General features: G+C 70.6%; 20 protein-coding genes. 15 read left to right on the forward strand and 5 right to left on the reverse strand.

Annotated features, from left to right (window positions below; genetic code table 11):
• Positions 1–180: 180 nt before the first annotated feature.
• Positions 181–1,623 (forward strand): amino acid permease, encoded by a 1,443-nt coding sequence (locus tag AC067Z_RS05900; RefSeq protein ID WP_478788212.1) that lies wholly within the window; start codon positions 181–183, stop codon positions 1,621–1,623.
• A 70-nt stretch (positions 1,624–1,693) separates the two neighbouring features.
• Here AC067Z_RS05900 and AC067Z_RS05905 read toward each other — a convergent pair whose 3' ends face one another.
• Positions 1,694–2,278, reverse strand: a complete 585-nt coding sequence (locus tag AC067Z_RS05905; RefSeq protein ID WP_478788213.1) for a biotin transporter BioY — start codon at positions 2,276–2,278, stop codon at positions 1,694–1,696.
• A gap of 262 nt (positions 2,279–2,540) precedes the next feature.
• On the opposite strand from AC067Z_RS05905, the gene AC067Z_RS05910 reads away from it, so the two are divergent.
• Positions 2,541–3,938, forward strand: a complete 1,398-nt coding sequence (locus AC067Z_RS05910; protein ID WP_478788214.1) for an amino acid permease — start codon at positions 2,541–2,543, stop codon at positions 3,936–3,938.
• Positions 3,939–4,071: 133 nt separating this feature from the next.
• Positions 4,072–5,499 carry an amino acid permease gene (locus AC067Z_RS05915; RefSeq protein WP_478788215.1) on the forward strand — a complete coding sequence of 476 codons (1,428 nt, stop codon included), beginning with the start codon at positions 4,072–4,074 and terminating at the stop codon, positions 5,497–5,499.
• On the opposite strand, the gene AC067Z_RS05920 is transcribed toward AC067Z_RS05915, so the two are convergent.
• Together AC067Z_RS05920 and AC067Z_RS05925 are read right to left on the reverse strand one after the other, a co-directional pair.
• Positions 5,483–6,094: a histidine phosphatase family protein gene (locus tag AC067Z_RS05920; protein ID WP_478788216.1), complete on the reverse strand. Its 612-nt coding sequence runs from the start codon at positions 6,092–6,094 to the stop codon at positions 5,483–5,485. The genes AC067Z_RS05915 and AC067Z_RS05920 overlap by 17 nt on opposite strands.
• 16 nt (positions 6,095–6,110) lie before the next feature.
• Positions 6,111–7,484 (reverse strand): FGGY-family carbohydrate kinase, encoded by a 1,374-nt coding sequence (locus AC067Z_RS05925; RefSeq protein WP_478788217.1) that lies wholly within the window; start codon positions 7,482–7,484, stop codon positions 6,111–6,113.
• A 171-nt stretch (positions 7,485–7,655) separates the two neighbouring features.
• Between AC067Z_RS05925 and AC067Z_RS05930 the strand changes: the two genes are divergently transcribed.
• The 10 genes from AC067Z_RS05930 to AC067Z_RS05975 all read left to right on the forward strand — a co-directional run bounded on the left by AC067Z_RS05930 (position 7,656) and on the right by AC067Z_RS05975 (position 18,240).
• Positions 7,656–9,077, forward strand: coding sequence for an ABC transporter substrate-binding protein (locus AC067Z_RS05930; RefSeq protein ID WP_478788218.1), 1,422 nt, complete (start codon positions 7,656–7,658; stop codon positions 9,075–9,077).
• 2 nt (positions 9,078–9,079) lie between these two features.
• A complete protein-coding gene (locus tag AC067Z_RS05935; RefSeq protein WP_478788219.1) occupies positions 9,080–10,036 on the forward strand; it encodes a carbohydrate ABC transporter permease in 957 nt (318 codons plus the stop codon).
• Entirely contained in the window at positions 10,033–10,884 is an 852-nt protein-coding gene (locus tag AC067Z_RS05940) for a carbohydrate ABC transporter permease (RefSeq protein WP_478788220.1), read from the forward strand. The genes AC067Z_RS05935 and AC067Z_RS05940 overlap by 4 nt, the downstream gene beginning before the upstream one ends.
• Positions 10,881–11,981: an ABC transporter ATP-binding protein gene (locus tag AC067Z_RS05945; protein ID WP_478788221.1), complete on the forward strand. Its 1,101-nt coding sequence runs from the start codon at positions 10,881–10,883 to the stop codon at positions 11,979–11,981. The genes AC067Z_RS05940 and AC067Z_RS05945 overlap by 4 nt, the downstream gene beginning before the upstream one ends.
• Positions 11,978–12,778 carry a DeoR/GlpR family DNA-binding transcription regulator gene (locus AC067Z_RS05950; protein ID WP_478788222.1) on the forward strand — a complete coding sequence of 267 codons (801 nt, stop codon included), beginning with the start codon at positions 11,978–11,980 and terminating at the stop codon, positions 12,776–12,778. The genes AC067Z_RS05945 and AC067Z_RS05950 overlap by 4 nt, the downstream gene beginning before the upstream one ends.
• Positions 12,771–13,847, forward strand: coding sequence for an ABC transporter ATP-binding protein (locus AC067Z_RS05955; RefSeq protein ID WP_478788223.1), 1,077 nt, complete (start codon positions 12,771–12,773; stop codon positions 13,845–13,847). The genes AC067Z_RS05950 and AC067Z_RS05955 overlap by 8 nt, the downstream gene beginning before the upstream one ends.
• Positions 13,844–14,857: a 2-hydroxyacid dehydrogenase gene (locus tag AC067Z_RS05960; RefSeq protein WP_478788224.1), complete on the forward strand. Its 1,014-nt coding sequence runs from the start codon at positions 13,844–13,846 to the stop codon at positions 14,855–14,857. Before AC067Z_RS05955 ends, AC067Z_RS05960 begins: the two co-directional genes overlap by 4 nt.
• Before the next feature lie 62 nt (positions 14,858–14,919).
• Positions 14,920–16,326: an FGGY family carbohydrate kinase gene (locus AC067Z_RS05965; protein WP_478788478.1), complete on the forward strand. Its 1,407-nt coding sequence runs from the start codon at positions 14,920–14,922 to the stop codon at positions 16,324–16,326.
• A gap of 110 nt (positions 16,327–16,436) precedes the next feature.
• Positions 16,437–17,507, forward strand: a complete 1,071-nt coding sequence (locus AC067Z_RS05970) for a glycerophosphodiester phosphodiesterase family protein (RefSeq protein ID WP_478788225.1) — start codon at positions 16,437–16,439, stop codon at positions 17,505–17,507.
• Positions 17,508–17,604: 97 nt separating this feature from the next.
• Positions 17,605–18,240: a superoxide dismutase gene (locus AC067Z_RS05975; protein WP_478788226.1), complete on the forward strand. Its 636-nt coding sequence runs from the start codon at positions 17,605–17,607 to the stop codon at positions 18,238–18,240.
• A 114-nt stretch (positions 18,241–18,354) separates the two neighbouring features.
• Here the strand turns inward: AC067Z_RS05975 and AC067Z_RS05980 are convergent, their stop codons facing one another.
• Positions 18,355–19,002 carry a mycothiol-dependent nitroreductase Rv2466c family protein gene (locus AC067Z_RS05980; protein ID WP_478788227.1) on the reverse strand — a complete coding sequence of 216 codons (648 nt, stop codon included), beginning with the start codon at positions 19,000–19,002 and terminating at the stop codon, positions 18,355–18,357.
• A gap of 125 nt (positions 19,003–19,127) precedes the next feature.
• Between AC067Z_RS05980 and pepN the strand changes: the two genes are divergently transcribed.
• Together pepN and AC067Z_RS05990 are read left to right on the forward strand one after the other, a co-directional pair.
• Entirely contained in the window at positions 19,128–21,689 is a 2,562-nt protein-coding gene (pepN, locus tag AC067Z_RS05985) for an aminopeptidase N (RefSeq protein ID WP_478788228.1), read from the forward strand.
• Positions 21,690–21,884: 195 nt separating this feature from the next.
• Positions 21,885–22,916, forward strand: coding sequence for a hypothetical protein (locus AC067Z_RS05990; RefSeq protein WP_478788229.1), 1,032 nt, complete (start codon positions 21,885–21,887; stop codon positions 22,914–22,916).
• A 26-nt stretch (positions 22,917–22,942) separates the two neighbouring features.
• Here AC067Z_RS05990 and AC067Z_RS05995 read toward each other — a convergent pair whose 3' ends face one another.
• The gene (locus tag AC067Z_RS05995) at positions 22,943–23,410 is read right to left on the reverse strand and encodes an NUDIX hydrolase (RefSeq protein ID WP_478788230.1); all 468 of its coding nucleotides are present in this window, start codon (positions 23,408–23,410) and stop codon (positions 22,943–22,945) included.
• Positions 23,411–23,461 lie beyond the last annotated feature (51 nt).

The raw sequence follows: 23,461 nt of genomic DNA on the forward strand, positions 1-23,461 counted from the left end.
CGAGTGTGGCATGCGGGGCAGGCGCAGTCCGGCGCGGGGCCAGGCTCGGGCCGCGCCGGAGATGTGGTGCACGGAGTGATGAGTGCAACGAATCGGAATCTGCTCTTCCGTACCGAGGGGTACTGGGTTTCAATTCCCAGGTTCGTAACCCGAGCGGCACCAAGACATAAGGATCCGTCCATGACGTCGCAGACGACCCTCACAAAGGAAGGCGGCCAGTCCGAGAACCCCGGACAGCCGCCGTCCTCCGACGGTCTCAAGGCCGGTCTCAAGAACCGCCACCTTTCCATGATCGCCATCGGCGGTGTCATCGGAGCCGGCCTGTTCGTGGGCTCCAGCTCCGGCATCGCGGCCGCGGGGCCCGCCATCCTCGTGTCGTACGCGCTCGTCGGCCTGCTGGTCGTCTTCGTCATGCGGATGCTGGGCGAGATGGCCGCCGCCAGCCCGAACTCGGGCTCCTTCTCGGCGTACGCCGACCGCGCGCTCGGCCGCTGGGCGGGCTTCTCGATCGGCTGGCTGTACTGGTTCTTCTGGGTGGTCGTGCTCGCCGTGGAGGCCACGGCCGGCGCGGTGATCCTCGAAGGCTGGATGCCGGCGGTCCCCCAGTGGGGCTGGGCACTGATCGTGATGGTCGTGCTGACCGCCACCAACCTGGTCTCGGTCGCCTCCTACGGCGAGTTCGAGTTCTGGTTCGCCGGCATCAAGGTCGTCGCCATCGGCGCCTTCGTCGTCATCGGCATGCTGGCCGTCTTCGGCATGCTGCCGGGCTCCGACAACCCGGGCGCGGGCTTCGCGCATCTGACCGACGCGGGCGGATTCCTGCCCAACGGCGCGGGCGCCATCCTCACCGGCGTGCTGCTGGTGGTCTTCTCCTTCATGGGCAGCGAGATCGTCACCCTCGCCGCCGGCGAGTCCGAGGACCCGCGGCGCGCGGTCACCAAGGCCACCAACAGCGTGATCTGGCGGATCGCCGTCTTCTACCTCGGCTCGATCTTCGTCGTGCTGACGCTGCTCCCGTGGAACGACAAGTCGATCACCGACAAGGGCTCGTACGTCGCCGCCCTGGACTCGATCGGCATCCCGGCCGCCGGACAGATCATGAACGTCATCGTGCTGACGGCCGTGCTGTCCTGCCTCAACTCCGGCCTCTACACCGCCTCCCGCATGGCCTTCTCGCTGGGCGAGCGCGGCGACGCGCCGAAGGCGTTCGCCAAGGTCAACGCCAAGGGCGTGCCGACCGCCGCGATCCTCGGCTCGGTCGTCTTCGGCTTCGTCGCCGTCTTCTTCAACTACATGTGGAAGGACACGGTCTTCCTCTTCCTGCTCAACTCCTCCGGTGCGGTGGCGCTGTTCGTGTGGCTGGTGATCTGCTTCACCCAGCTGCGGATGCGCGGCATCCTCCTGCGCGAGGCGCCGGAGAAGCTGACCGTGAAGATGTGGCTGTTCCCGTACCTCACCTGGGCGACCGCCGCGATGATCTCCTTCGTGCTGGTCTACATGCTCTTCGACGACGCCAACCGCGAGGTTGTGCTGCTGTCGGTGCTGGTGGCGGCGATCGTCGTGTCCATCGGTGTGGCGCGCAACCGCGGCCGCAAGGCCCTGGCCTCGGTCTCTTCCGACTGACACCTGACGCAAACGCCGCAGCCCCGGTCCGCTCGTGCGGACCGGGGCTGCGGCGTTTCGTTTCCGGGGTTCAGCCGCGTCGGCCGGCCAGCTTCCAGGCCGTCGGCAGCGCGCCCATCGCCAGGGCGGCCTTCAGCGCGTCGCCGATGAGGAAGGGCACCAGGCCCGCGGCAACCGCCTCCGACAGCGACATGCCGGTGGCCACCGCCAGGTAGGGGACGCCGACCGCGTAGATGATGGCCGACCCGGCGACCATCGAGCCCGCGGTGCGCAGCACCGTGCGGTCGGCGCCGCGGCGGGCCAGCTCGCCCACCACCGTGGCGGCGAGCAGCATGCCGAGGATGTAGCCGAAGGACGGCATCGCGTAGCCGGACGCACCCTCGGCGAACCACGGCATTCCGGCCATGCCGACCACCGCGTACAGCGCCAGGGAGAGGAAGCCGCGGCGGGCGCCGAGCGCCGTGCCCACGAGGAGCGCCGCGAAGGTCTGGCCGGAGACCGGGACCGGCGAGCCGGGGACCGGGACGGAGAGCTGGGCCGCGACACCGGTGAGGGCGGCGCCGCCGACGACCAGCGCGATGTCGCGGACGCGGGACGCGGGCAGCAGGTCCGCCAGGACGGCTCCGGATCGGACGGGGGCGGCAGCAGTGCTCATCGGGGTCTCCGCGGGGTGAGGGCAGTTCGGAACACGGTGACCGTAGCCCACGGGTGATCGCTCGAACACCAGCAGCCGCCCACAAAGCGGCGGTTGGCGGCTTGGTGGGGTTCAGACAAAGCATCGAAGCCATGCGGGCGATGACGTGATGCTCGTCACTGAGGTCCGGGGCTCAGGAAGCGTTTTGCGTAGGTGGGGCGTGCTCAGGGAGACTGTAGGGACCCAATAACTCCCCCCGAGCGAGCCGAGAGTTCTCCACGCCATGCACGACGCGTCGCCCACACTCCTGACCGCACGGAGCGAGCCCCTCGAACACGGGCTCAAGCAGCGTCATCTGACGATGCTGGGACTGGGCGGGGTGATCGGTGCCGGCCTGTTCGTCGGGTCGGGTGCGGGTATCGCCGTCGCCGGTCCGGGCATCGTGCTCTCGTACGTGATCGCGGGCACCCTCGCGATGCTCGTGATGCGGATGCTCGGCGAGATGTCGGCGGCCATGCCGGCGTCCGGCTCGTTCTCCGTGCACGCGGAACGGGCACTGGGCCGCTGGGCCGGGTTCAGCGTCGGCTGGCTCTACTGGTTCCTGCTCGTGGTGGTGCTGGCCGCCGAGGCCACGGCTGCCGCGTCGATCGCGCACGGCTGGGCGCCGGCCGTCCCGCAATGGGCCTGGGTACTCGTCTTCATGGTGGTCTTCACCGTCACCAATCTCGCCGCGGTGAAGAACTTCGGCGAGTTCGAGTTCTGGTTCGCCGCGCTCAAGGTCGGCGCGCTCCTGCTGTTCCTGCTGCTGGGCACGCTCGCGATCTTCGGTGTGCTGCCGGACACCGAGCCGGTCGGCCTCTCTCATCTCACCGGCGAAGGCGGCTTCCTGCCGCACGGCTGGTCCGGGGTGATCTCCGGGGTCCTGGCCGTGGTCTTCGCCTTCGGCGGCCTGGAGGTCGTCACCATCGCCGCCGCGGAGACCGACGATCCGGCCCGCGCGGTGGGCCGAGCCGTCCGCAGCGCCGTGGTGCGCATCCTCTTCTTCTACGTCGGCTCGATGCTGGTGATCGTGACCGTACTGCCGTGGACGGCGCAGCAACCCGGGCTGAGCCCGTACGTCACCGTGCTGGACTCGATCGGGGTGCCGAGCGCCGGGCAGATCATGGAGATCGTCGTCTTCGTCGCGCTGCTGTCCGCCCTGAACGCCAATCTGTACGGCGCCTCCCGCATGGTCTTCTCGCTCGCCGAGCGCGGAGAGGCCCCGAGGGGCCTGCTGAAGGTCTCGGGGAAGGGCTCGGGCGGCGGGGTGCCGCGACGCGCCGTACTCGCCTCGGTGGCGTTCGGCTTCGTGTCCGTGCTGCTCAATCTGAAGTGGCCGGACACCGTCTTCCTCTACATGCTGAACGCGGTCGGCGCGGTGCTGCTGTTCGTCTGGGCGCTGATCGCCGTCTCCCAGCTGCGGCTGCGCCGGCGCATCGAGCAGGAGGCACCTGAGACCCTGACCCTGAAGATGTGGGCGTTCCCGTGGCTCACCTGGGCCGCACTGGCCGCGATGGCGGCGGTCCTGGTGCTGATGCTGAACGACGAGACCGCCCGCCCTCAGGTGCTGTGGTCGGGCGGGGCGACCGCAGCGGTGCTGCTCGTTTCAGCCGTCCGCGAGGCGCGTGCCCGCCGACGGTGAATCCGCCTGCCGTGTCGGAGTGTTGACCTTGTGTGAACGTCGTGCCCGTATAGCGGACATGTGTTCCGCGTAAGCGGTACTCGTGACCAGACTGGTCCGCTCCCCCGTCTCGGCTCATGAACAGGGCACGCCCATGTCTCGGACCTCCGCGCCCGCGCCCGTCGACCAGCAGGCCGACGTCCCGCTCTCGCACGGACTCAAACAACGCCATCTGTCGATGATCGCCCTGGGCGGTGTCATCGGCGCCGGGCTCTTCGTCGGCTCCGGTGCCGGAATCGCCGCGGCGGGACCCTCGATCGTCGTCGCCTACGCGCTCTCCGGCCTGCTGGTCATGCTGGTGATGCGCATGCTGGGCGAGATGTCGGCCGCCAACCCCGCCTCCGGTTCCTTCTCCGTGCACGCCGAGCGGGCCATCGGCCCCTGGGCGGGCTTCACCGCGGGCTGGGCCTTCTGGTTCCTGCTCTGCGTGGCTGTCGGCCTGGAGGCGATCGGCGCTGCCGCGATCATGACGGGCTGGCTGCCGGGAACCCCGGAGTGGGCCTGGGTCGCGCTGTTCATGCTGGTGTTCTGCGGCACGAACCTGGCCGCGGTGAAGAACTTCGGCGAGTTCGAGTTCTGGTTCGCCGCGCTGAAGGTGGCCGCGATCGTCCTGTTCCTGGGCATCGGCGTGCTGGCGATCACCGGCGTCCTGCCGGGTGCCGAGGCGCCCGGTACGGCCAATCTCACGGGCGACGGCGGCTTCATGCCGAACGGCTCCGAGGGCCTGGTCGTCGGTCTCCTCGCCTCCGTCTTCGCCTACGGCGGTCTGGAGACGGTCACGATCGCCGCGGCCGAGTCCGAGCACCCGGTGCAGGGTGTCGCCAAGGCCGTGCGCACCGCGATGTGGCGGATCGCCGTCTTCTACATCGGTTCGATGGCGGTCATCGTGACCCTGGTGCCGTGGAACGACAAGAACGTCGTCGAAAAGGGCCCGTACGTCGCGACGCTGGACCACCTGGGCATCGACGGCGCCGGTCAGATCATGAACGTCGTCGTGCTGGTCGCCCTGCTGTCCGCGATGAACGCCAACATCTACGGCGCCTCCCGCATGGCCTGCTCGCTGGTGGCGCGCGGCGAAGGACCGAAGGCGCTCGGCCGGACCTTCGGCGGCGTGCCGCGCGTCGCGGTGCTGGTCTCGTCCGTCTTCGGCTTCCTGTGCGTGCTGCTGAGCTACTGGAGGCCGGACGACGTCTTCATGTGGCTGCTGAACACCATCGGCGCGATCATCCTCGTCGTCTGGATCTTCATCGCCGTCTCGCAGCTGATCCTGCGCCGCCGCACCGAGCGCGAGGCGCCCGAGAAGCTGGTGGTGAAGATGTGGCTGTACCCGGGGCTGACCGTCGTCGCGCTCGTCGGGATGGCCGCCGTCTTCGTACTGATGCTGCGTGAGGAGGAGACCCGACTGCAGCTGCTCGGCACCGGTGTCCTGACCCTCGTCCTCGCCGCTTGGGGCTACACACTGCAGCGGGTGCGCGAGTCACGCGCCGCGGCGGACGCCACCGAGGTCAGCACGGCAGATTGAGGCCGAGCAGCGCGGCCCTGCCGCCGTCGGCCGCGAGCCGGACCTCGGTGACCGCAGCGTTCCTCAACTGCGGGAAGACCCTGCGGTAGTCGGCGAGCGGGATGCCGAGCAACTCGCAGAGCACCAGCCGCAGCAGGGTGTTGTGGGCGACCACCAGCACCCGCTGCCCCTCGTGCGCGCCGGCGATACGGCGCAGCGCACCGGACCCCCGGGCCGCAGCGGCCCGGGGATCCTCCGCGTCCGGGAACGGGTGCGCGGCCGGGTCGGCGCGGAAGGCGGCCGCCGCCTTCGGGTTCTCGGCGGCGAACTCGGCCAGGGTGCGGCCTTCGACCACCCCGAAGTCGCATTCGCGCAGGTCGTGTTCGCGGTGCGGTACGAGGCCCAGGGCCCGGCAGGCCGGTGCGGCGGTCTCGATCGCCCGGGACACGGTGGAGGTCCGGACCGCGTCGACGGGGTGGGCCTTCGCCCACGCGCCCAGGGCCTCGGCCTGACGGCGGCCCTCGTCGGTGAGGGCGACGTCGCTGATGCCCGCGTAGCGGTTCTCCGCGTGCCAGACGGTCTGTCCGTGGCGGGCGAGCAGCAGGGTGGCGGTCATGGGGTCCTCTCCGGGGTCATACGGTCCTCGCCGTGCGGGCACGGGCGTGCGCGGCGACCGGCTCGGGCAGCCAGCCGCGGCGCTCCAGTTCGCCCACCATCGTCAGGTACGGCTCGGTGAAGCGTTCGCTGCGGCGCGGGCGTACCACCTCGCGCAGACGCACCATCCGGCCGGCCGCCCCGCTCAGCGTGGTCGCGCCGCCCGCGCCGTAGGCGGCGAGCACGGCCATGCCGAGCGCGGGTTCGGCGGCGCGGGGGATCCGGATCTCGCGGCCCAGGATGTCCGCCCGCAGCCGGGTCCAGCGGTCGCTGCGCACAGCGCCGCCGGTGAAGGTGAGCGGCCCCTCCAGGTCGGCGCCGAGGTGGTCGAGGTAGTCGATGCAGAGCCGTTCGGTGAGGCCCACGCCCTGGAGGAGTGCGGCCCAGTGGTCGGCGTCGGATGCGGGGGTGCCGAGCAGGAAGGCGGTGGCGTCGGGGGCGACGAAGGGGAAGCGCTCGCCGCGGGAGGCAAGCGGGTAGGCGATCGCGCCGGCCGGGTCATGGGGTTCGGCGAGGCGGTCGAGACGGGCGGGGTCCTCGTCCGGGAAGGCGTTGCGCAGGGCTCCGCCGCCGACGCCGGAGGCGCCGCCCGGCAGCCAGTTGCCGTCGGCCGAGAGGTGGTTGTAGACGACCCCGGCCGGGTCGTGGAGCGGGTCGGCGGAGACGCCCTTGAGGACGAGCGTCGTGCCGAGGACCGAGTTCCAGGAGCCGACGGTGAGCGAACCCGAGGCGATCTGCGCCGCACAGCCATCGGTCATGCCCGCCACGATCAGCGTGCCTTCGGGGATGCCCGTCTCCTGAGTGGCCTGCCGGCACACCTGGCCGAGTCCGGTGCCGGGGAGCACCACGTCGGGCAGCGCGCCGTCCGGCAGTTCCTGTCCGTCGAACGTGCCCTTCTCCGGGTCGTAGCCGGTCTTGAGCGCATGGCTGGAGTCCGTGGGAAGCAGGTGTCCGGCCAGCCGGGAGACGATCAGATCGGCCTGGTGCAGGACGCGGGCGCCGCGCCCGGTGTCGTATGCGCGCAGCAGCCACAGTGCGCGACCGGGTCCGCGTCCCGGCGCCCGGCCGTCGTCGTACATCAGGGCCGGGGTGAGCGGCCTGCCGGCCGGGTCGGCGAGCAGGACGGTTCCCGAGGTGGAGCAGACCGCCAGGGCGCGCGGTCCCGGACGGTCGCGCAGCGCCTCACGGGTGGCGGTGCACACGGCGGTCCACCAGTCCTCGGGCGACTGTTCGTGGTGCCCGCCCTCGCGTCTGCCGGTCAGCGGTGCGGAGCCGCTGCCGAGGACCTCTCCGTCGTCGGTGGCGAGCACCGCGCGGACGCCCTGTGTGCCGAGATCGATGCCCATCCACATACCGGCTCCTTCTGTGAACTTCTCACTGTGCACCGAGAATTGGCGTTGCGCGAGGGATTGACGGCCAAGTGGCCGTGTTACAAGCTCTGTTAACCAGTCGGCTGAACGTGTGAGAGGTCCCCCTGCCCGGGGGCCCGGGGTCGCCCCCGGGAAGACACAGCGGAGGTCGGGATGGACATGCGCGGACACGACCGGCGGCGGTTCCTCGCCCTCACTGCGGCGGCTTCCGCCGCTCCCCTGCTCACCGCGTGCGGTGCCGGCTTCGGCGACGAGGGCAAGCAGGGCGACGGCTCCGCCGCGGACGAGGTCACCGGCTCGTTCGACTGGAAGCGGGCCGAGGGGAAGACGGTCAAGGCGCTGCTCAACAAGCATCCGTACACGGACGCGCTGATCGCGGACCTGAAGTCGTTCACCGAGAAGACCGGCATCAAGGTCGAGTACGACGTGTTCCCCGAGGACAACTACTTCGACAAGCTCACCGTCGACCTGTCCAGCGGCCGGGCCTCGTACGACGTGTTCATGCTCGGCGCCTACATGGTGTGGCAGTACGGTCCGCCCGGCTGGCTGGAGGATCTCGGGCCGTGGATGCGCAACTCCGCGGCCACCGGCGCCGAATGGGACCAGGCGGACTTCTTCCCCAACCTGCTCCAGGCCGACCAATGGTCCCTGAAGGCCGGGGCACCGCTCGGCCAGGGCGGCCAGTACGCGCTGCCGTGGGGATGGGAGACCAATGTCGTCGCCTACAACACCGAGGTGTTCGCGAAGCTCGGGCTGAAGCCCGCCGAGACGTTCGACGAGCTGCGCGAGGTGGCCGGGGCCATCAAGCGCCGGGCGCCGGGCGCGGGCTACGACGGGATGTACGGGGTCGCGGTGCGCGGCTCGCGCAGCTGGGCCACGATCCATCCGGGCTTCATGACGATGTACGCGCGCAACGGGCTCAAGGACTTCACCGTCGAGGGCGGCAAGGTGAAGCCCGCGATGAACTCGCCCGAGGCGATCGCCTTCACGCGCGACTGGGCCGACATGGTGAAGAAGGGCGGTCCGCCGTCCTGGACCTCGTACACCTGGTACCAGTGCTCCAGCGACCTCGGGGCGAAGAAGGCCGGGATGCTCTTCGACGCCGACACCGCCGCCTACTTCCAGGCCGTGAAGGGCGCGTCCCCCGCCTCCGGGAAGATCGCCTTCCACCCCGGTCCCAAGGGTCCGGGCGGCTCGCTGGCCACGAACATGTGGATCTGGTCGCTCGGTATGAACGCCAGGTCGAAGAAGAAGCTGCCGGCCTGGCTGTTCCTGCAGTGGGCGACCGGCAAGGAGCATCTGCTCAAGGGCGCGGTGCAGTACAACCACATCGACCCGGTGCGGCAGTCGGTCAGCCAGGACACCGCGTACAAGGACAAGATGAAGGCGATCCCCGGCTTCATCGAGACCTTCGAGACGGTCGTCGACCAGACGAAGATCCAGTTCACTCCGCAGGAGCAGTTCTTCGACGCGACGACGAGCTGGGCGGCGGCCCTCCAGGAGATCTACGGCGGCAAGAACGCCTCGTCCGTGCTGAACGGCCTCGCGGGCGACCTGGCGTCCAAGGTGGGCTGAGAGTGTCCTCGCTGATGGAGACCGGCCACGGGGCGGCCTCACGCGAGGAGGTGGAGCGGGCGGCGCCACGTGTGCCCGGCTGGCGCCGCTCGCTGCGTCCGTATCTGCTGATCGTGCCCGCCCTCCTGCTGACCGGCGGGATTCTCTACCCCTTCGGTCTCGGGCTCTACTACACGGCGTTCGACTTCGCGGCGAGCAAGCCCGTGCCCGATGTCGTGGGCGTGGAGAACTACCGGCGCATCTTCACGCAGAGCGCGTTCTGGGACTCGGCCCGGGTCACGGTGCTGTACGCGGTGGGCGCCGCCGCGGTCGAGACCGTGCTCGGCGTCGGCGTGGCCCTGCTCCTGCACCGCTCCACACGGATCGGCCGCGTGCTGGAGAAGATCCTGATCCTGCCGCTGATGATCGCGCCCGTGATCGCCGCGATCATGTGGAAGCTGATGCTCCAGCCGTCCGTCGGTGTCATCAACCACCTGCTGCGCCCCTTCGGGCTCGGCGGGGTGCAGTGGACGGACACACCGACCGGCGCGCTGCTCACCTCGATCGCCGTGGACACCTGGGTGTACACGCCGTTCGTGGCGATCCTGGCGCTGGCCGGGCTGCGTTCGCTGCCCACCTCGCCGTTCGAGGCGGCGGCCGTCGACGGCGCGGGCTGGTGGTTCACCTTCCGCAAGCTGACGCTGCCGATGCTGTGGCCGTACGTCCTGGTGGCGGTGATCTTCCGGTTCATGGACTCGCTGAAGGTGTTCGACATCATCTACGCGCTCACCGAGGGCGGGCCCGGCGACTCGACCGTGGTGATCCAGATCCGCGCCTATCTGGAGGCGATCCGCTTCCAGCGCTACTCCTTCGGCATCAGCTACACGATCGTGCTGTGGGCCGTGGTCTATCTCGCGGCGATGGTGCTGGTGCGCTATCTGGGCCGGATCAACAACCGCGCGGCGGAGGTGCCCGAATGAGTACGGACCGCACCGCCCTCAAGCGCAGGCTGCTCGCGGTCGCCGCGGACGGCGCGCTCATCCTCTACTTCGTCTTCGCGCTCTTCCCCGTCGTCTGGATGCTCATTCTTTCGCTGAAGCCGACCGAGGAGCTGTTCAGCACCTACTTCTCCTTCACCCCGACGCTCGACTCCTACCGCACGGTGCTCGGCGCCGGCGAGGACCAGGGCGTGCCGTTCGTCCGGTTCTTCGTCAACAGCCTGGTGGTGTCGCTGGGCGCGGTGCTGCTGTCGCTGGCGATCGGGCTGCCCGCCGCGTACGCCGCCGCCCGCTGGCGCTTCCGCGGCTCGGAGAACCTGATGTTCACGCTGCTGTCGTTCCGCTTCGCACCCGAACTGACCGTGATCATCCCACTGTTCGTGCTGTACCAGCAGCTCGGACTGTTCGACACCTACGTCGGCATGGTGTGGGTGCTCCAGCTCGTCACGCTGCCGCTGATCGTGTGGATCATGCGGTCGTACTTCTCCGACCTCTCCCCCGAGCTGGAGCAGGCGGCGCTGCTCGACGGCTACACACGCAAGCAGGCGTTCTTCAAGGTGGCGCTGCCGCTGGTGAAGCCGGGCATCGCCGCCGTGTCGCTGCTCGCGTTCATCTTCGCCTGGAACAACTTCGTCTTCCCCCTCATCCTCACCTCCTCCGAGGCACAGACTGTGACCGTGGGCGCCCTGTCCTTCCTCGGCGGCGACCGGCCCAAGTACAACCTGACGGCCGCCGCCGCCCTCGTCTCGGTCGTCCCGCCGCTGCTGCTGGCGCTCACCATCCAGCGCTACCTGGTGCGCGGGCTGTCCTTCGGGGCGGTGAAGTCATGACGGCGGCGATCGCGCTGCGCGGCGTGACCAAGACGTACGGAAGGACCACCGCACTCGACGGCCTGGAACTGGAAGTGGCCAAGGGCGAGTTCTTCTGCCTCCTCGGGCCCTCCGGCGCCGGCAAGACCACCACGCTCAAGACGATCGCGGGCCTGGAGCAGCCCTCGGCGGGCACGGTCGAGCTGGACGGACGCGACATGACGGGCGTCGAGCCGTACGACCGGGGTGTGGCGATGTGTTTCGAGTCGTACGCCCTCTATCCCCACCGCACGGCATATGACAATCTCGCCTCCCCGCTCCGCTCGCCGCGCCACCGCCTCCCCGCACACCTGGCGCGCGAGCGGATCGGTGAGATCGCGTCCCTCCTCGGCATAGAAGCCCTGCTCGACCGGCCGGTGGGCCGGCTGTCCAACGGGCAGCGGCAGCGCGTCGCCCTGGGACGGGTGCTGGTGCGGCCGGCCCGCGCGTTCCTGCTCGACGAACCGCTGTCCCATCTCGACGCCAAGCTGCGACAGGCGATGCGCGCCGAGCTGAAGGCGATCGGCACCGTGCAGCGCACCACGACCCTGTACGTCACCCATGACTCCGTGGAGGCGCTGGCGCTCGGCGACCGGATCGGGGTGATCAGGGACGGGCGGATCGTGCAGACGGGCACCCGCGAGGAGATCTGGCACCGGCCCCACGACACGTTCGTGGCACGGTCGTTCGGGCGGCCGCGGATCAATCTGCTGCCCGGGACGGTCGGCGACGACGGGCGCTTCCGCCCGCTGGAGGGCGTCGTCGAAGGGGCGCCGCGGGTGGCGGCCGCTCCCGGTACCCCGGTACAGCTCGGCGTGCGCCCGCGTGACCTGACGCTCGGCGGCACCGGGTGCGTCCTGCCCGGCACCGTGTACGTCACGGAGGCGCTCGGCCGTTCCGTCGAACTGACCGTCCGCGCAGGCGCCCGGCACCTCTCGCTCGTCGTCCCCCACGCGGACGCCGCCGGCCTGCGACCCGACGATCCTGTCCGGCCGGCCGCCCGGCCTGAGAACCTGCTGCTGTTCGAGGCCGACGGGCCGCAGGGACCAGGACGAAGGATCGAAGGAATCACCTCATGAGCACATCTGCGCAGCGCGGCCCCGCCCCCCGCCAGGCCGCGATAGCCGAGTACGTCCTCGCCCGGGGCGAGGGCACGGCCGCCGAGCTCGCCGAACGGTTCGACGTCAGCCTCATGACGATCCACCGCGATCTGGACGAGCTGGAACGCCAGGGCATCGTGCGCAAGTTCCGCGGCGGAGTGACCGCCCAGCCCTCCGGTGTCTTCGAGTCGAACGTGGCGTACCGGCTGAAGACCATGCAGCGCGAGAAGGCCGCCGTCGCCGAGCGGGCGCTGACGCTGATCGAGCCGGGCATGGCCGTCATGCTGGACGACTCCACCTCCACCCTGGAGATCGCCCGGCGCCTCTCCGCGATCACCCCGCTGACGGTGGTCACCAACTTCCTCGAGGCGCTGACCCTGCTGTCCACCGAGCGCGGCATCCATCTGATGGCACTCGGCGGCGACTACGACCCGCTGCACTCCTCGTTCCTCGGCGTCTCCTGCGTGGAGGCGGTCCAGTCCCTCCAGGTCGACATCTGCTTCACCTCCACCTCGGCGGTGTCCGGAGGCTTCGCCTACCACCAGGAACAGCACATCGTGTCCGTGAAGCGGGCGATGCTCGACTCGGCCGCGAAGAACGTCCTGCTGCTCGACCACTCCAAGCTGGGCCGCGTCGCCCTGCACCGGCTCGCTCCGCTGTCCCGTTTCGACCTGGTGCTCGTCGACGACGGCGCCCCGGCCGAGGCCCTGCGCGAACTCGACGAGCACAAGGTCCCCTACCAGGTCGCGAGGCCGGCGGTGAGCCCTGATGACTGAACTGGCGCTGCACGGGCTGCGCAAGACGTACGTCACCCGGGGGCGGCCCCCGGTCGACGCGGTGCGCGGCATCGATCTGCGGCTGGAGTCCGGGGAGCTGCTGGGGCTGCTCGGTCCGTCCGGCTGCGGCAAGTCCACGACCCTGCGGATGATCGCGGGTCTGGAAGAGGTCACGGACGGCGACATCCGCATCGACGGGGCCTCGGTGGTGCAGCTCCCGGCGCGGCGCCGCAACATCGGCGTCGCGTTCGAGAACTACGCGCTCTATCCGCCGCTGACGGTCGCGGAGAACCTGGGCTTCGGGCTCGCGGCCCGGGGCCGGTCCTCCCGCGCCGAGATCGCGGGGCGGATCGCCGCCATGGCCGAGCGGATCGGGATCTCGCCGCTGCTGGACGCCCGCCCTGCCGGGCTGTCCAGCGGCCAGAAGCAGCGGGTGGCCCTCGCACGGGCCCTGATCCGCGAGCCGGACGTCCTGCTGCTCGACGAACCGCTCTCCCATCTGGACGCCGGGCAGCGCGACACGACGCGCCGTGAGCTCAAGCGGATCCAGCGCGATCTCGGACACACGACGATCCTGGTCACACATGATCAGGAGGAGGCACTGTCGTTGGCCGACCGTATCGCAGTGATGAACGACGGGGTGATCCAGCAGCTGGGCACCCCGCACGAGATCTACGACGCCCCCGCGAACCTCTTCGTCGCCGACTTCGTGGGGGAGCCCGCGATGAATCTGCTTCCAGGCACGGTCGAGGACGGCGGACTGCTGCGGCTGTCCCCCACCGTGCGGGTGCCGCTGCCGCGGCGCCTGCCGGCCGGCAGGCGCGTGGTGCTCGGGGTGCGCCCGGAGGATCTGCGGCTGACGGGCGTCGGTGTCCGGGCCACGGTCAGCGCCCACGAACCCCTGCTGGAGTCGGGCATCGCCACACTCGCCCTGGAGGGCGTGGACCGTCCGCTGGTCGTGCAGACCCCGCCCGAGGTTCGCCCCGAACGCGGCACGGCCGTCCATGTCGCCGCCGACCCGGAGCTCACGCATGTCTTCGACGCCGAGACGGGAGACGCCCTCACATGAAAGTCCTCGCCGCAGGTGACCACTTCGTCCGCAGCACCCTCATCGCCGACGCCCTGCGACGCGACCTCGCCGGACACCCCTTCGAGCTGGCCGAACTGACCCTGCCCTGGCCGCTGGAGCCGTTCGGCAAGGTGGGCGAGGTCGACGAGGCGAGCGACGCCGAGGACGCGCTCATCGAGGCGCTCGACGGGGTCGAGGTGTGTGTGACGCAGATGGCGCCGTTCACGGAGCGGGTGCTGGCCGCGGCACCCGCGCTGCGGCTGATCGCCGTCTGCCGCGGCGGCCCGGTCAATGTGAACGCGGCCGCGGCGAAGGCCCGCGGGGTGCGGGTCTGCTTCGCGCCCGGCCGCAATGCGGCGGCGACGGCCGAGTTCACGGTGGGGCTGATGCTCGCCGCGCTGCGCCGCATCCCGGAGGCGCACAACTCCCTTGCCCTGGAGGGGCACTGGGACGCCTCGTACTACACGTACGAGCGGTGCGGACCGGAGTTGGAGGACACCCCGGTCGGGCTGATCGGGTACGGCGCGGTCGGCAGCCGGGTCGCCCGGGTGCTGTCCGCCTTCGGCGCCGAGGTCGAGGTGTACGACCCCTACGTCCGGGGCGATGTGCACGGCATGCGCGCCCCCTCGCTGGACGCGCTGCTTTCCCGCTCCCGCATCGTGACCCTGCACGCCCGGCTCACCCCCGAGACCCGCGGGCTGATCGGCGCCCGCGAGCTGGCGCTGATGCCCGAGGGATCGGTGCTGGTGAACGCGGCGCGCGGCGGTCTGCTGAGCACCGACGCGCTGTGCGACGCCCTGGACCGGGGCCATCTGGCGGCAGCGGCCCTGGACACCTACGAACAGGAGCCGCCGGCCCCCGGTTCACGGCTGTTGACCACACCGAATCTGGTGCTCACCCCGCATCTGGGCGGCGCGAGCCGGGCAGTGGCACACAAGGCGGCGGCGATCGCGGCTGCGGAGGTGGGACGCCATGTCCGAGGCGAACCCCTCGCGCACTGCCTGACCTGAGAGACGGCCCGGGTCCCCCGGGTCCGGCCGAGTCCGAGCTGAGGAGAGCTGCTGCAATGGCGATGTTCATCGGCATCGATGTCGGCACGTCCGTGGTGAAGGCCGCGGCCTTCGACGAGACCGGGGCGACGCTGGCCGTGGAGTCCCGCCCGGTCGCGCTCGACATCCGCGGCGGCCATGTCGAGCAGGACATGGACGAGGTGTACGCAGCGGTCGTCGACGTCCTCGCGGCACTGACCGCCGGTGGTGCGGCCGTCGAGCTGGTCGGGCTCACCGGCCAGGGCGACGGCGTCTGGCTCGTCGACGGCGACGGCCGCCCGGTGCGCCCGGCGATCTCGTGGATGGACGGGCGGGCCCATGAACTGGTCGGCGAATGGCTGGCGTCGGGCGTCTTCGAATCGGTGTTCCGGCGCACCGGGAGCGCCATGTTCCCCGGCTGCCCCGGACCGGTGCTGGCCTGGCTGGAGCAGCACGAACCGCAGTCGCTGGACGCGGCTGCCACCGCCCTGTACTGCAAGGACATGGTTTTCCAGCGGCTGACCGGGGTGCGGACGACGGACGTGTCGGACGCGTCGATGCCCTTCCTCGACCCGCGGACCCGCACCTGGTCCGCGGACGTCGTCGACACCCTCGGCCTCGGCCACCGGAGCGAACTGCTCGCCCCGGTCGCCGATCCGATCGCCACCGGCACACTCGCCTCGGGCGCCCCGATCGCCAACGGGCCCTACGATCTGGCCGCCTGCGCGCTGGGCGCGGGAGTGACGGCTCCCGGCGACGGACTGCTCATCGTCGGCACCTGTCTCGCCTCTCTCGTCGCCACTCGGGACCTGGATCTCACCGGTGAACCGGCGGGCCTGTACATCTCGACCGACCGCCCCGGTCACTTCCTGCGCGCCATGCCGGCCATGGTCGGCACGGCCGCGCTCGACTGGGTGCTCGCCACGACCGGCGTACGGCACACCGAGGTCGACGCCCTGCTGGCGGAGACTCCGCCGGGTGCGCACGGCGTGCGGGTGCTGCCGTACTTCGCACCGTCCGGCGAACGCGCCCCCTTCGTCGATCCCCGGCTGCGCGCCGAACTGACCGGCGTCAGCCTGGAGTCCACCAAGGCGGACCTGGTCCGCGGCACCTGCGAGGGCATCGGCTTCGCCGCCCGCCACTGCCTGGAGGCCGCCGGGCTGACGGGCAGCCTCGCGATCTGCGGCGGCGGCACCCGCTCGCCCGCGTGGATGCGGCTGTTCGCCGATGTCCTCGGCCGCGAACTGCGCATCGTGGAGGGCGAGGTGGGCGCCAGGGGCGCGGTGCTCGCGTCGGCGGCACGGCACGGCGTCAAGCTCGACACGGCCGCCTGGACGGCGCCGGCCTCGGTGGTGACGCCCGACGCGGGGCGGGCGGCCTACTACGCCAAGGCGTACGAGGAGCATCTGGACCGGCTGGCCACGGCGCGCAGCCGTACGCGCCGGAACTGAGCGGCCATCAGGAAGCAACCGCGTGTCCGTGCGGACGCCATCTCGTGTGACCAGCGTGTGCGCGCAGCCCCCCACGCCGTATCCGAGAGACCTCTGACAGGGAGACCCGTATGCCCGCACTGCCAGGACGCCGTTCGGTACTGCTCGCCGCCGGGGCGGCCGCCGCCGTCTCCGCCCTGCCCGACACTGCCGCCACCGCGGCCCCGCACCCGCGGCCCGAGGGGCCGCTGGTCATCGGCCACCGCGGATCGGCCGGCTGGCGGCCCGAGCACACCGCCGCCTCGTACACGGCCGCCGTGCAGGGCGGAGCGGACTGGATCGAGCCCGATCTCGTGCCGACCAGGGACCATGTGCTCGTGGTGCGGCACGAGAACGAGATCTCGGGGACGACTGATGTGTCCCGGCACCCCGAGTTCGCGGACCGCCGCACGACGAAGACGGTCGACGGCCGGCAGGTGACCGGCTGGTTCACCGAGGACTTCACACTCGCCGAGCTGAGGACGCTGCGGGCGGTGGAACGGCTGCCACTCGTGCGCAACCGCAACACCGTGTTCGACGGCCGTGAGCGGATCATGACGTTCCAGGAGGTCGTCGACCTGGCCCGGGCGCTGTCGAAGCAGTACGGCCGGCGGATCGCGGTATTCCCCGAGACCAAGCACCCCACGTACTTCCGCTCCATCGGCCTTCCGCTGGAGGAGCAGCTGGTGCGGATCGTCCGGCGCAGCCGGCTCGACGCGCGCGAGTGCGTCATCCAGTCCTTCGAGCCCTCCAGCCTGTTGCGCGTCGCCGAGGCCGGGCTGCGGATACCGCTGTGGCAGGCGCTCGGCACGTCGGGCGGCCCGTTCGGCCACTCCCTGACGTACGCGCAGATGATGACGCCCGAGGGGCTGCGCGAGATCGCCCGGTACGCGGACTGGATCGGGCCGGACAAGTCGTCCGTCGTCGCCCCGTCCACGCTGCTCGCGGACGCGCACGCGGCCGGACTGAAGGTCGGCGCGTACACGTTCCGGGCGGAGAACCAGTTTCTCCCGGCGCCCCTGCGCCGCGGCACCGACCCGAACGCCTTCGGTGACGCGTTCGCCGAGTACGCCCTGCACTTCGGGCTCGGCGTCGACGCCGTCGTCACGGACTTCCCGGACCTCGCGGTGATCGCCAGGGAGCAGTGGTCCATGAGGTCCTAGGACCAATGCCTGATCACCGAGCGCGCCCTCCTGCTGCTAGCGTGCAGTTGCATAAGATGTGCAACAAGCAGTTGGCAGTCGGAGGGACCACCGGACCATGGCCATCTACACGCTTCCTGAACTTCCGTACGACTACGCGGCGCTCGAGCCGGTCATCAACCCGCAGATCATCGAGCTCCACCACGACAAGCACCACGCGGCGTACGTGAAGGGCGCGAACGACACCCTCGAACAGCTCGAGGAGGCGCGCGACAAGGAGGCCTGGGGCTCGATCAACGGCCTGGAGAAGAACCTCGCGTTCCATCTCTCGGGCCACATCCTGCACAGCATCTACTGGCACAACATGACGGGCGACGGCGGCGGCGAGCCGCTGGAGAAGGACGGCGTGGGCGAGCTCGCGGACGCGATCGCCGAGTCGTTCGGCTCGTTCGCCAAGTTCAAGGCCCAGTTGACGAAGGCTTCGGCGACCACACAGGGCTCGGGCTGGGGCGTGCTGGCCTACGAGCCGGTCAGCGGCCGGCTGATCGTCGAGCAGGTCTACGACCACCAGGGCAACGTCGGTCAGGGCACCGTGCCGATCCTCGTCTTCGACGCCTGGGAGCACGCCTTCTACCTGCAGTACAAGAACCAGAAGGTCGACTTCATCGAGGCCATGTGGCAGGTCGTGAACTGGCAGGACGTGGCGAAGCGCTACGCCGAGGCGAAGGGCCGCACGCCGCTGATCGCCCCCTGAGGCGACCGTGAAGCGTCCTGCTCGTGATCGTCTTCTCAACCTTCACCGGGCAGGCGGATGAAGGACGGCCCCCGCGAGGACAGGACTCGCGGGGGCCGTCTGTGCACCGGGGACTCAGTCGAAGACCGGTCCCTGGGTACGCGTGCGCTTGATCTCGTAGAAGCCCGGTATCGACGCGACCATCAGCGTCCCGTCCCACAGCCGGGCCGCCTCCTCACCCTTCGGCGCCGGGGTGACGACCGGCCCGAAGAAGGCGATCTGCTCGCCGTCCGAGCCCGGTACGGCGATGACCGGGGTGCCGACGTCCTGGCCGACCTTGTCGATGCCCTCCTTGTGGGAGGCGCGCAACTCGGCGTCGTAGGTGTCCTTGTCCGCGTGGTCGGCGAGGGAGACGGGCAGACCGACCTCCTCCAGCGCCTCGACGACCGCCTCGCGGACGGGTCCGCGGCCCTCGTTGTGGAAGCGGGTGCCCAGAGCGGTGTACAGCTTGCCGAGCACCTCGTCGCCGTGCTCCTGCTGGGCGGCGATGACGACCCGGACCGGGCCCCACGCCTTGGTCTCCAGCATGTCCCGGTACTCCTCCGGGAGCTCGTCCAGCTTGTCCTCGTTCAGCACGGCAAGGCTCATCACATGCCAGCGCACCTCGACATCGCGGACCTTCTCGACCTCCAGCATCCAACGGGAGGTCATCCAGGCCCAGGGGCACAGAGGGTCGAACCAGAAGTCGACCGGCGTCCTGCCGGTCCTGCCGTTCTCCGACATGTCACTCCTCATCAAGGCGGCATCGTGCCGTGTCTCCCACGGGCAACACCACCGGCCGCCCGATCGATTCCCGGAGCCCCCGTGGGAGGATCGCCTGTGTTCGAACGAGACACGAAGGAGTGCTTGTGCCCGGTGAGAATCTGTCCCGTGACGAGGCCCGTGCCCGGGCCGGGCTGCTGAGCGTCGACGGGTACCAGGTGACCCTCGACGTGCGTTCCGCGGTCGGGGAGGCCGAGGAGGGCGCCGGGCCGCGCACGTTCCGGTCGGTGACCACGATCCGCTTCCGGGCCGCCGAGCCCGGCGCGGCGACCTTCGTGGACCTGGTCGCCCCTGCTGTGACGTCCGTCACCCTCAACGGCGAGAGCCTGGATCCGTCGGCGGTCTTCGACGGCTCGCGGATCGCACTGGACCGGGTGGCCGCGGAGAACGTGCTCGTCGTGGAGGCCCAGTGCGCCTACAGCCGCACCGGCGAGGGACTGCACCGCTTCGTCGACCCGGAGGACGGCGAGGTCTACCTCTACACCCAGTACGAGCCGGCCGACGCCCGCCGCGTCTTCGCCAACTTCGAACAGCCGGATCTGAAGGCACCGTTCCGTTTCGAGGTGACGGCGCCCGAGGGCTGGACGGTCTGGAGCAACAGCGAGGGAGCGCGCGCCGACGAGGGGGTCTGGCGTTTCGCGGAGACCAAGCCGATCTCCACGTACATCACGGCGGTCGTCGCCGGGCCGTACCACTACGAGACCGCCCTGTACGAGCGGGAGCTCGCGGACGGGACGGTGCTGCAGATCCCGTTGGGCGCGATGTGCCGCAAGGGGCTGGCCAGGCATTTCGACGCGGACGACATCTTCACGGTCACCAAGCAGGGCCTGGACTTCTTCCACGAGCACTTCGACTACCCGTACCCGTTCGGGAAGTACGACCAGGCGTTCGTGCCCGAGTACAACATCGGCGCGATGGAGAACCCGGGCTGTGTGACCTTCCGTGAGGAGTTCGTCTTCCGGGGCAAGGTGACACAGGCGTCGTACGAGCGCCGGGCCAACGTCATCCTGCACGAGATGGCGCACATGTGGTTCGGCGACCTGGTCACCATGCAGTGGTGGGACGACCTGTGGCTGAAGGAGTCCTTCGCCGACTTCATGGGCTCGTTCTCGATGGTGGAGGCGACCCGCTTCACCAACGGCTGGGTCACCTTCGCCAACAACCGCAAGTCCTGGGCGTACCGCGCCGACCAGCTGCCGTCCACGCACCCGATCACGGCCGACATCCGTGACCTGGAGGACGCCAAGCTCAACTTCGACGGCATCACGTACGCCAAGGGCGCGTCGGTGCTCAAGCAGCTGGTGGCGTACGTGGGGCGGGAGGCGTTCCTGGAGGGCGCCCGCCGCTACTTCAAGCGCCACGCGTACGGGAACACCCGGCTCGGCGATCTCCTGTCCGTGCTCGAGGAGACCTCGGGCCGCGACATGAAGGAGTGGTCGCGTTCCTGGCTGGAGACGTCCGGAGTCAACTCGCTGACACCCGAGGTCACCTACGACGCCGACGGCAGGATCACAGAGCTCGCCGTTGCCCAGGACGGCGACACGCTCCGGCCGCACCGGGTGGCCGTCGGCCTCTACCGGGTCGAGGGCGCGAAGCTCGCGCGGTACGCCGGCGCGGGTGCGGACGTCCACGGCGCCCGGACCGTCGTGTCCGAACTGGCGGGCGCGGAGCGGCCGGACCTCGTCCTCGTCAACGACGAGGACCTCACGTACTGCAAGATCCGCTTCGACGAGGGCTCGCTGGAGACCCTGCGGGCGCACCTCGGCGACATCGACGACCCCCTGGCGCGTGCGCTGTGCTGGTCGTCCCTGTGGAACCTGACGCGCGACGCGCTGATGCCGGCGCGGGACTTCGTGGACCTGGTGCTGCGCTTCGCCGGGCGCGAGTCGGACATCGGTGTGCTGCAGATGCTGCACACCTGGGCACGGTCGGCGCTGGTGCACTACGCCGCGCCCGCATGGCGCGAGGAAGGCGGACGTCTGCTCTCCGCGGGCGCGCTGAGCGAGCTGCGGCGCGCCGAGCCGGGCAGCCAGCACCAGCTGACGTGGGCGCGGTTCTTCGCGTCGGTCGCCGCCGACGGGATGGACTTCCAGCTGCTGTCCGGACTGCTGGAGGGCACGGCGAAGATCGACGGCCTCGATGTGGACCAGGAGCTGCGCTGGGCGTTCCTGGGACCGCTGGCCGCGCACGGCATGGCCGACGAGTCGGTGATCGCGGCGGAGCTGGCACGCGACGACACGGCCTCGGGCAAGCGCCACGAGGTCCGCTGCCTGGCGTCGCGCCCCTCGGCTGCGGTCAAGGACCAGGCATGGGCCGCGGTGGTGGAGTCCGACACCCTGTCCAACGCACTCGTGGAGGCGACGATCGCGGGCTTCGCCCAGCCCTCGCAGCGCGAGCTGACGGAGCCGTACGCACCGAAGTACTTCGAGGCGATCGAACGGGTGTGGGCACAGCGGTCGATCCAGATCGGCATGGACGTGGTCAGCGGCCTCTACCCGTCCCTGCAGGATCCGCAGGCCACGCTGGCGGCCACGGACACGTGGCTCGCGGCGCACGAGCAGGCGGCACCGGCGCTGCGGCGTCTGGTGCTCGAGTCCCGCGACGACCTGGCGCGGGCGCGGCGCGCGCAGGAACGGGACGGAGCGTAGGACCGGGCTCCGCCTCCCCCCACACCCTGCGGGCGTGGGGGGAGAGCGGGCCGCGGCAGGCGCCGCGTCAGCCGGACGGCCCAGCGACCCTGATCGGCACTCGAACGCGCGTACTTTAGTGCGGCCTTGTCCGGAATTGTCGACGGACTCGTAACAGCGGTTAGCCCCCTCCCACCCACGGGGCATGCCCTCCGCATGGAACAGTGCGACGCTCCCCTCTCCCTCCGCACCCCCGACAACGCGCACCGGCACATCGTCACCGGCGCCCAGTTGAGGGCTCATGGCGTGACTCCCTCCCGGGTCGCCGAGCAGTGCCGGGCCGGTGGTCCCTGGCAGTTGCTGCTGCCCGGGGTGTACCTCCTGCGGCCCGGACCGCCGACCGGTGAGGAGCGGCTGCGGGCCGCGCTCCTCTACGCCGGGCGGCCCGTCCTGCCCACCCAGCGGCAGGACTCGGCGGCACCGTACGGCGAGGCGATGGTCACCGGGCTCGCGGCGCTCGCGCTGCACGGGTTCTCGGCCGCTCCCCCGCTGTTGTCGCTCGACATGATCGATGTGCTCGTGCCCCGGACGCGGCGGCTGAGGTCCACCGGGTACGCCCGACTGGTACGCGGGCAGATGCTGCCGATGGCGGAGGAGGTGGACGGCGTGCCCGTCGCACCCGCGGCCCGCTCGCTCGCCGATGCCGTCGCACAGCTCGCCGACCCTCAGACGGTGCGGCTGCTGCTCACCGAGGCGGTCCGCGGCGGGCACTGCGAACCGGCGGCCGTCGTGCGGGAGTTGACCGAGGCCCGACTGCTCGACCGCCCCCATGTCGTGGACGCCGTCGACTCGCTGCTCGCCGAGGGGCGGGCGCTGGCGGAGGGCCGGCTCTACGGCATGGTGCGCAACGGCGGGCTGCCGGAGCCCCTGTGGAACGTGGACCTGCGGCTCCCCGGCGGCCCTCATCTCGGCGGGGTCGACGCGTTCTGGCCCGACCAGGCTGTCGCCGTGGAACTGGACACACGGGCCCCGCGCACACCGCGGACGCCGCGGGAGGACGAGGACCCCCTGTGGTCGGAGTACGCCACTCGGCGCGACGTGCTGGAGCGCTTGGGCATCACCGTCGTGCACCTCACGCCGGCCAAGCTGCGCGAGGCGCCCGAACAGCAGGCGGTCGTGGTGCGTACGGCGCTGATGGCCGCGGCCGACCGGGAGCCCGCGGCTTATGTCGTGGTGCTGCCGCGCTGAGGGACGTGACCGACGGGCGCCGCGGCCTATGTCGTGGTGCTGCCACGCTGAGGGACGTGGCCGACGGGGGGCCGGGTGCGCCAGAGTTCGAGCCCGATGTCGACGAGGCCCACCCGGTCGAGGCCCGGCACCGTGTCCAGGGGGTGCCATCCGGCCAGGTCGGTGGATCCACCGGTCTCGTTGCGGAGTTCACCGCCGGTGACCCGGCCCTCGTAGACGATCCGCAGTCCCTGGAAGTCCGCGAACGCGCCGAGCCGGCGTGGGTAGGTGCGCCGCATCGAGTCGATGCCGAGAAGGGCGGTCATCTCGGCGGTGTACCCGGTCTCCTCCGCGACCTCGCGGACGACGGTGTCGAGGGGGTCCTCGCCATGGTCCATGCCGCCGCCCGGCAGCGTCCACCTCTTGGCGCCGTCGCGGGCCACCCAGCGGGCGAGCAGGATCTGTTCATCCCTTATGCACACGGCGTACGCCGCAACCCTCAACTCCCTGTTCATCCGGTGAGGCTACCGGCGGCACGGCGCGCGCGGGCGGGCCTCGCGACACCG

Source organism: Streptomyces sp. NPDC043812 (assembly GCF_056436245.1).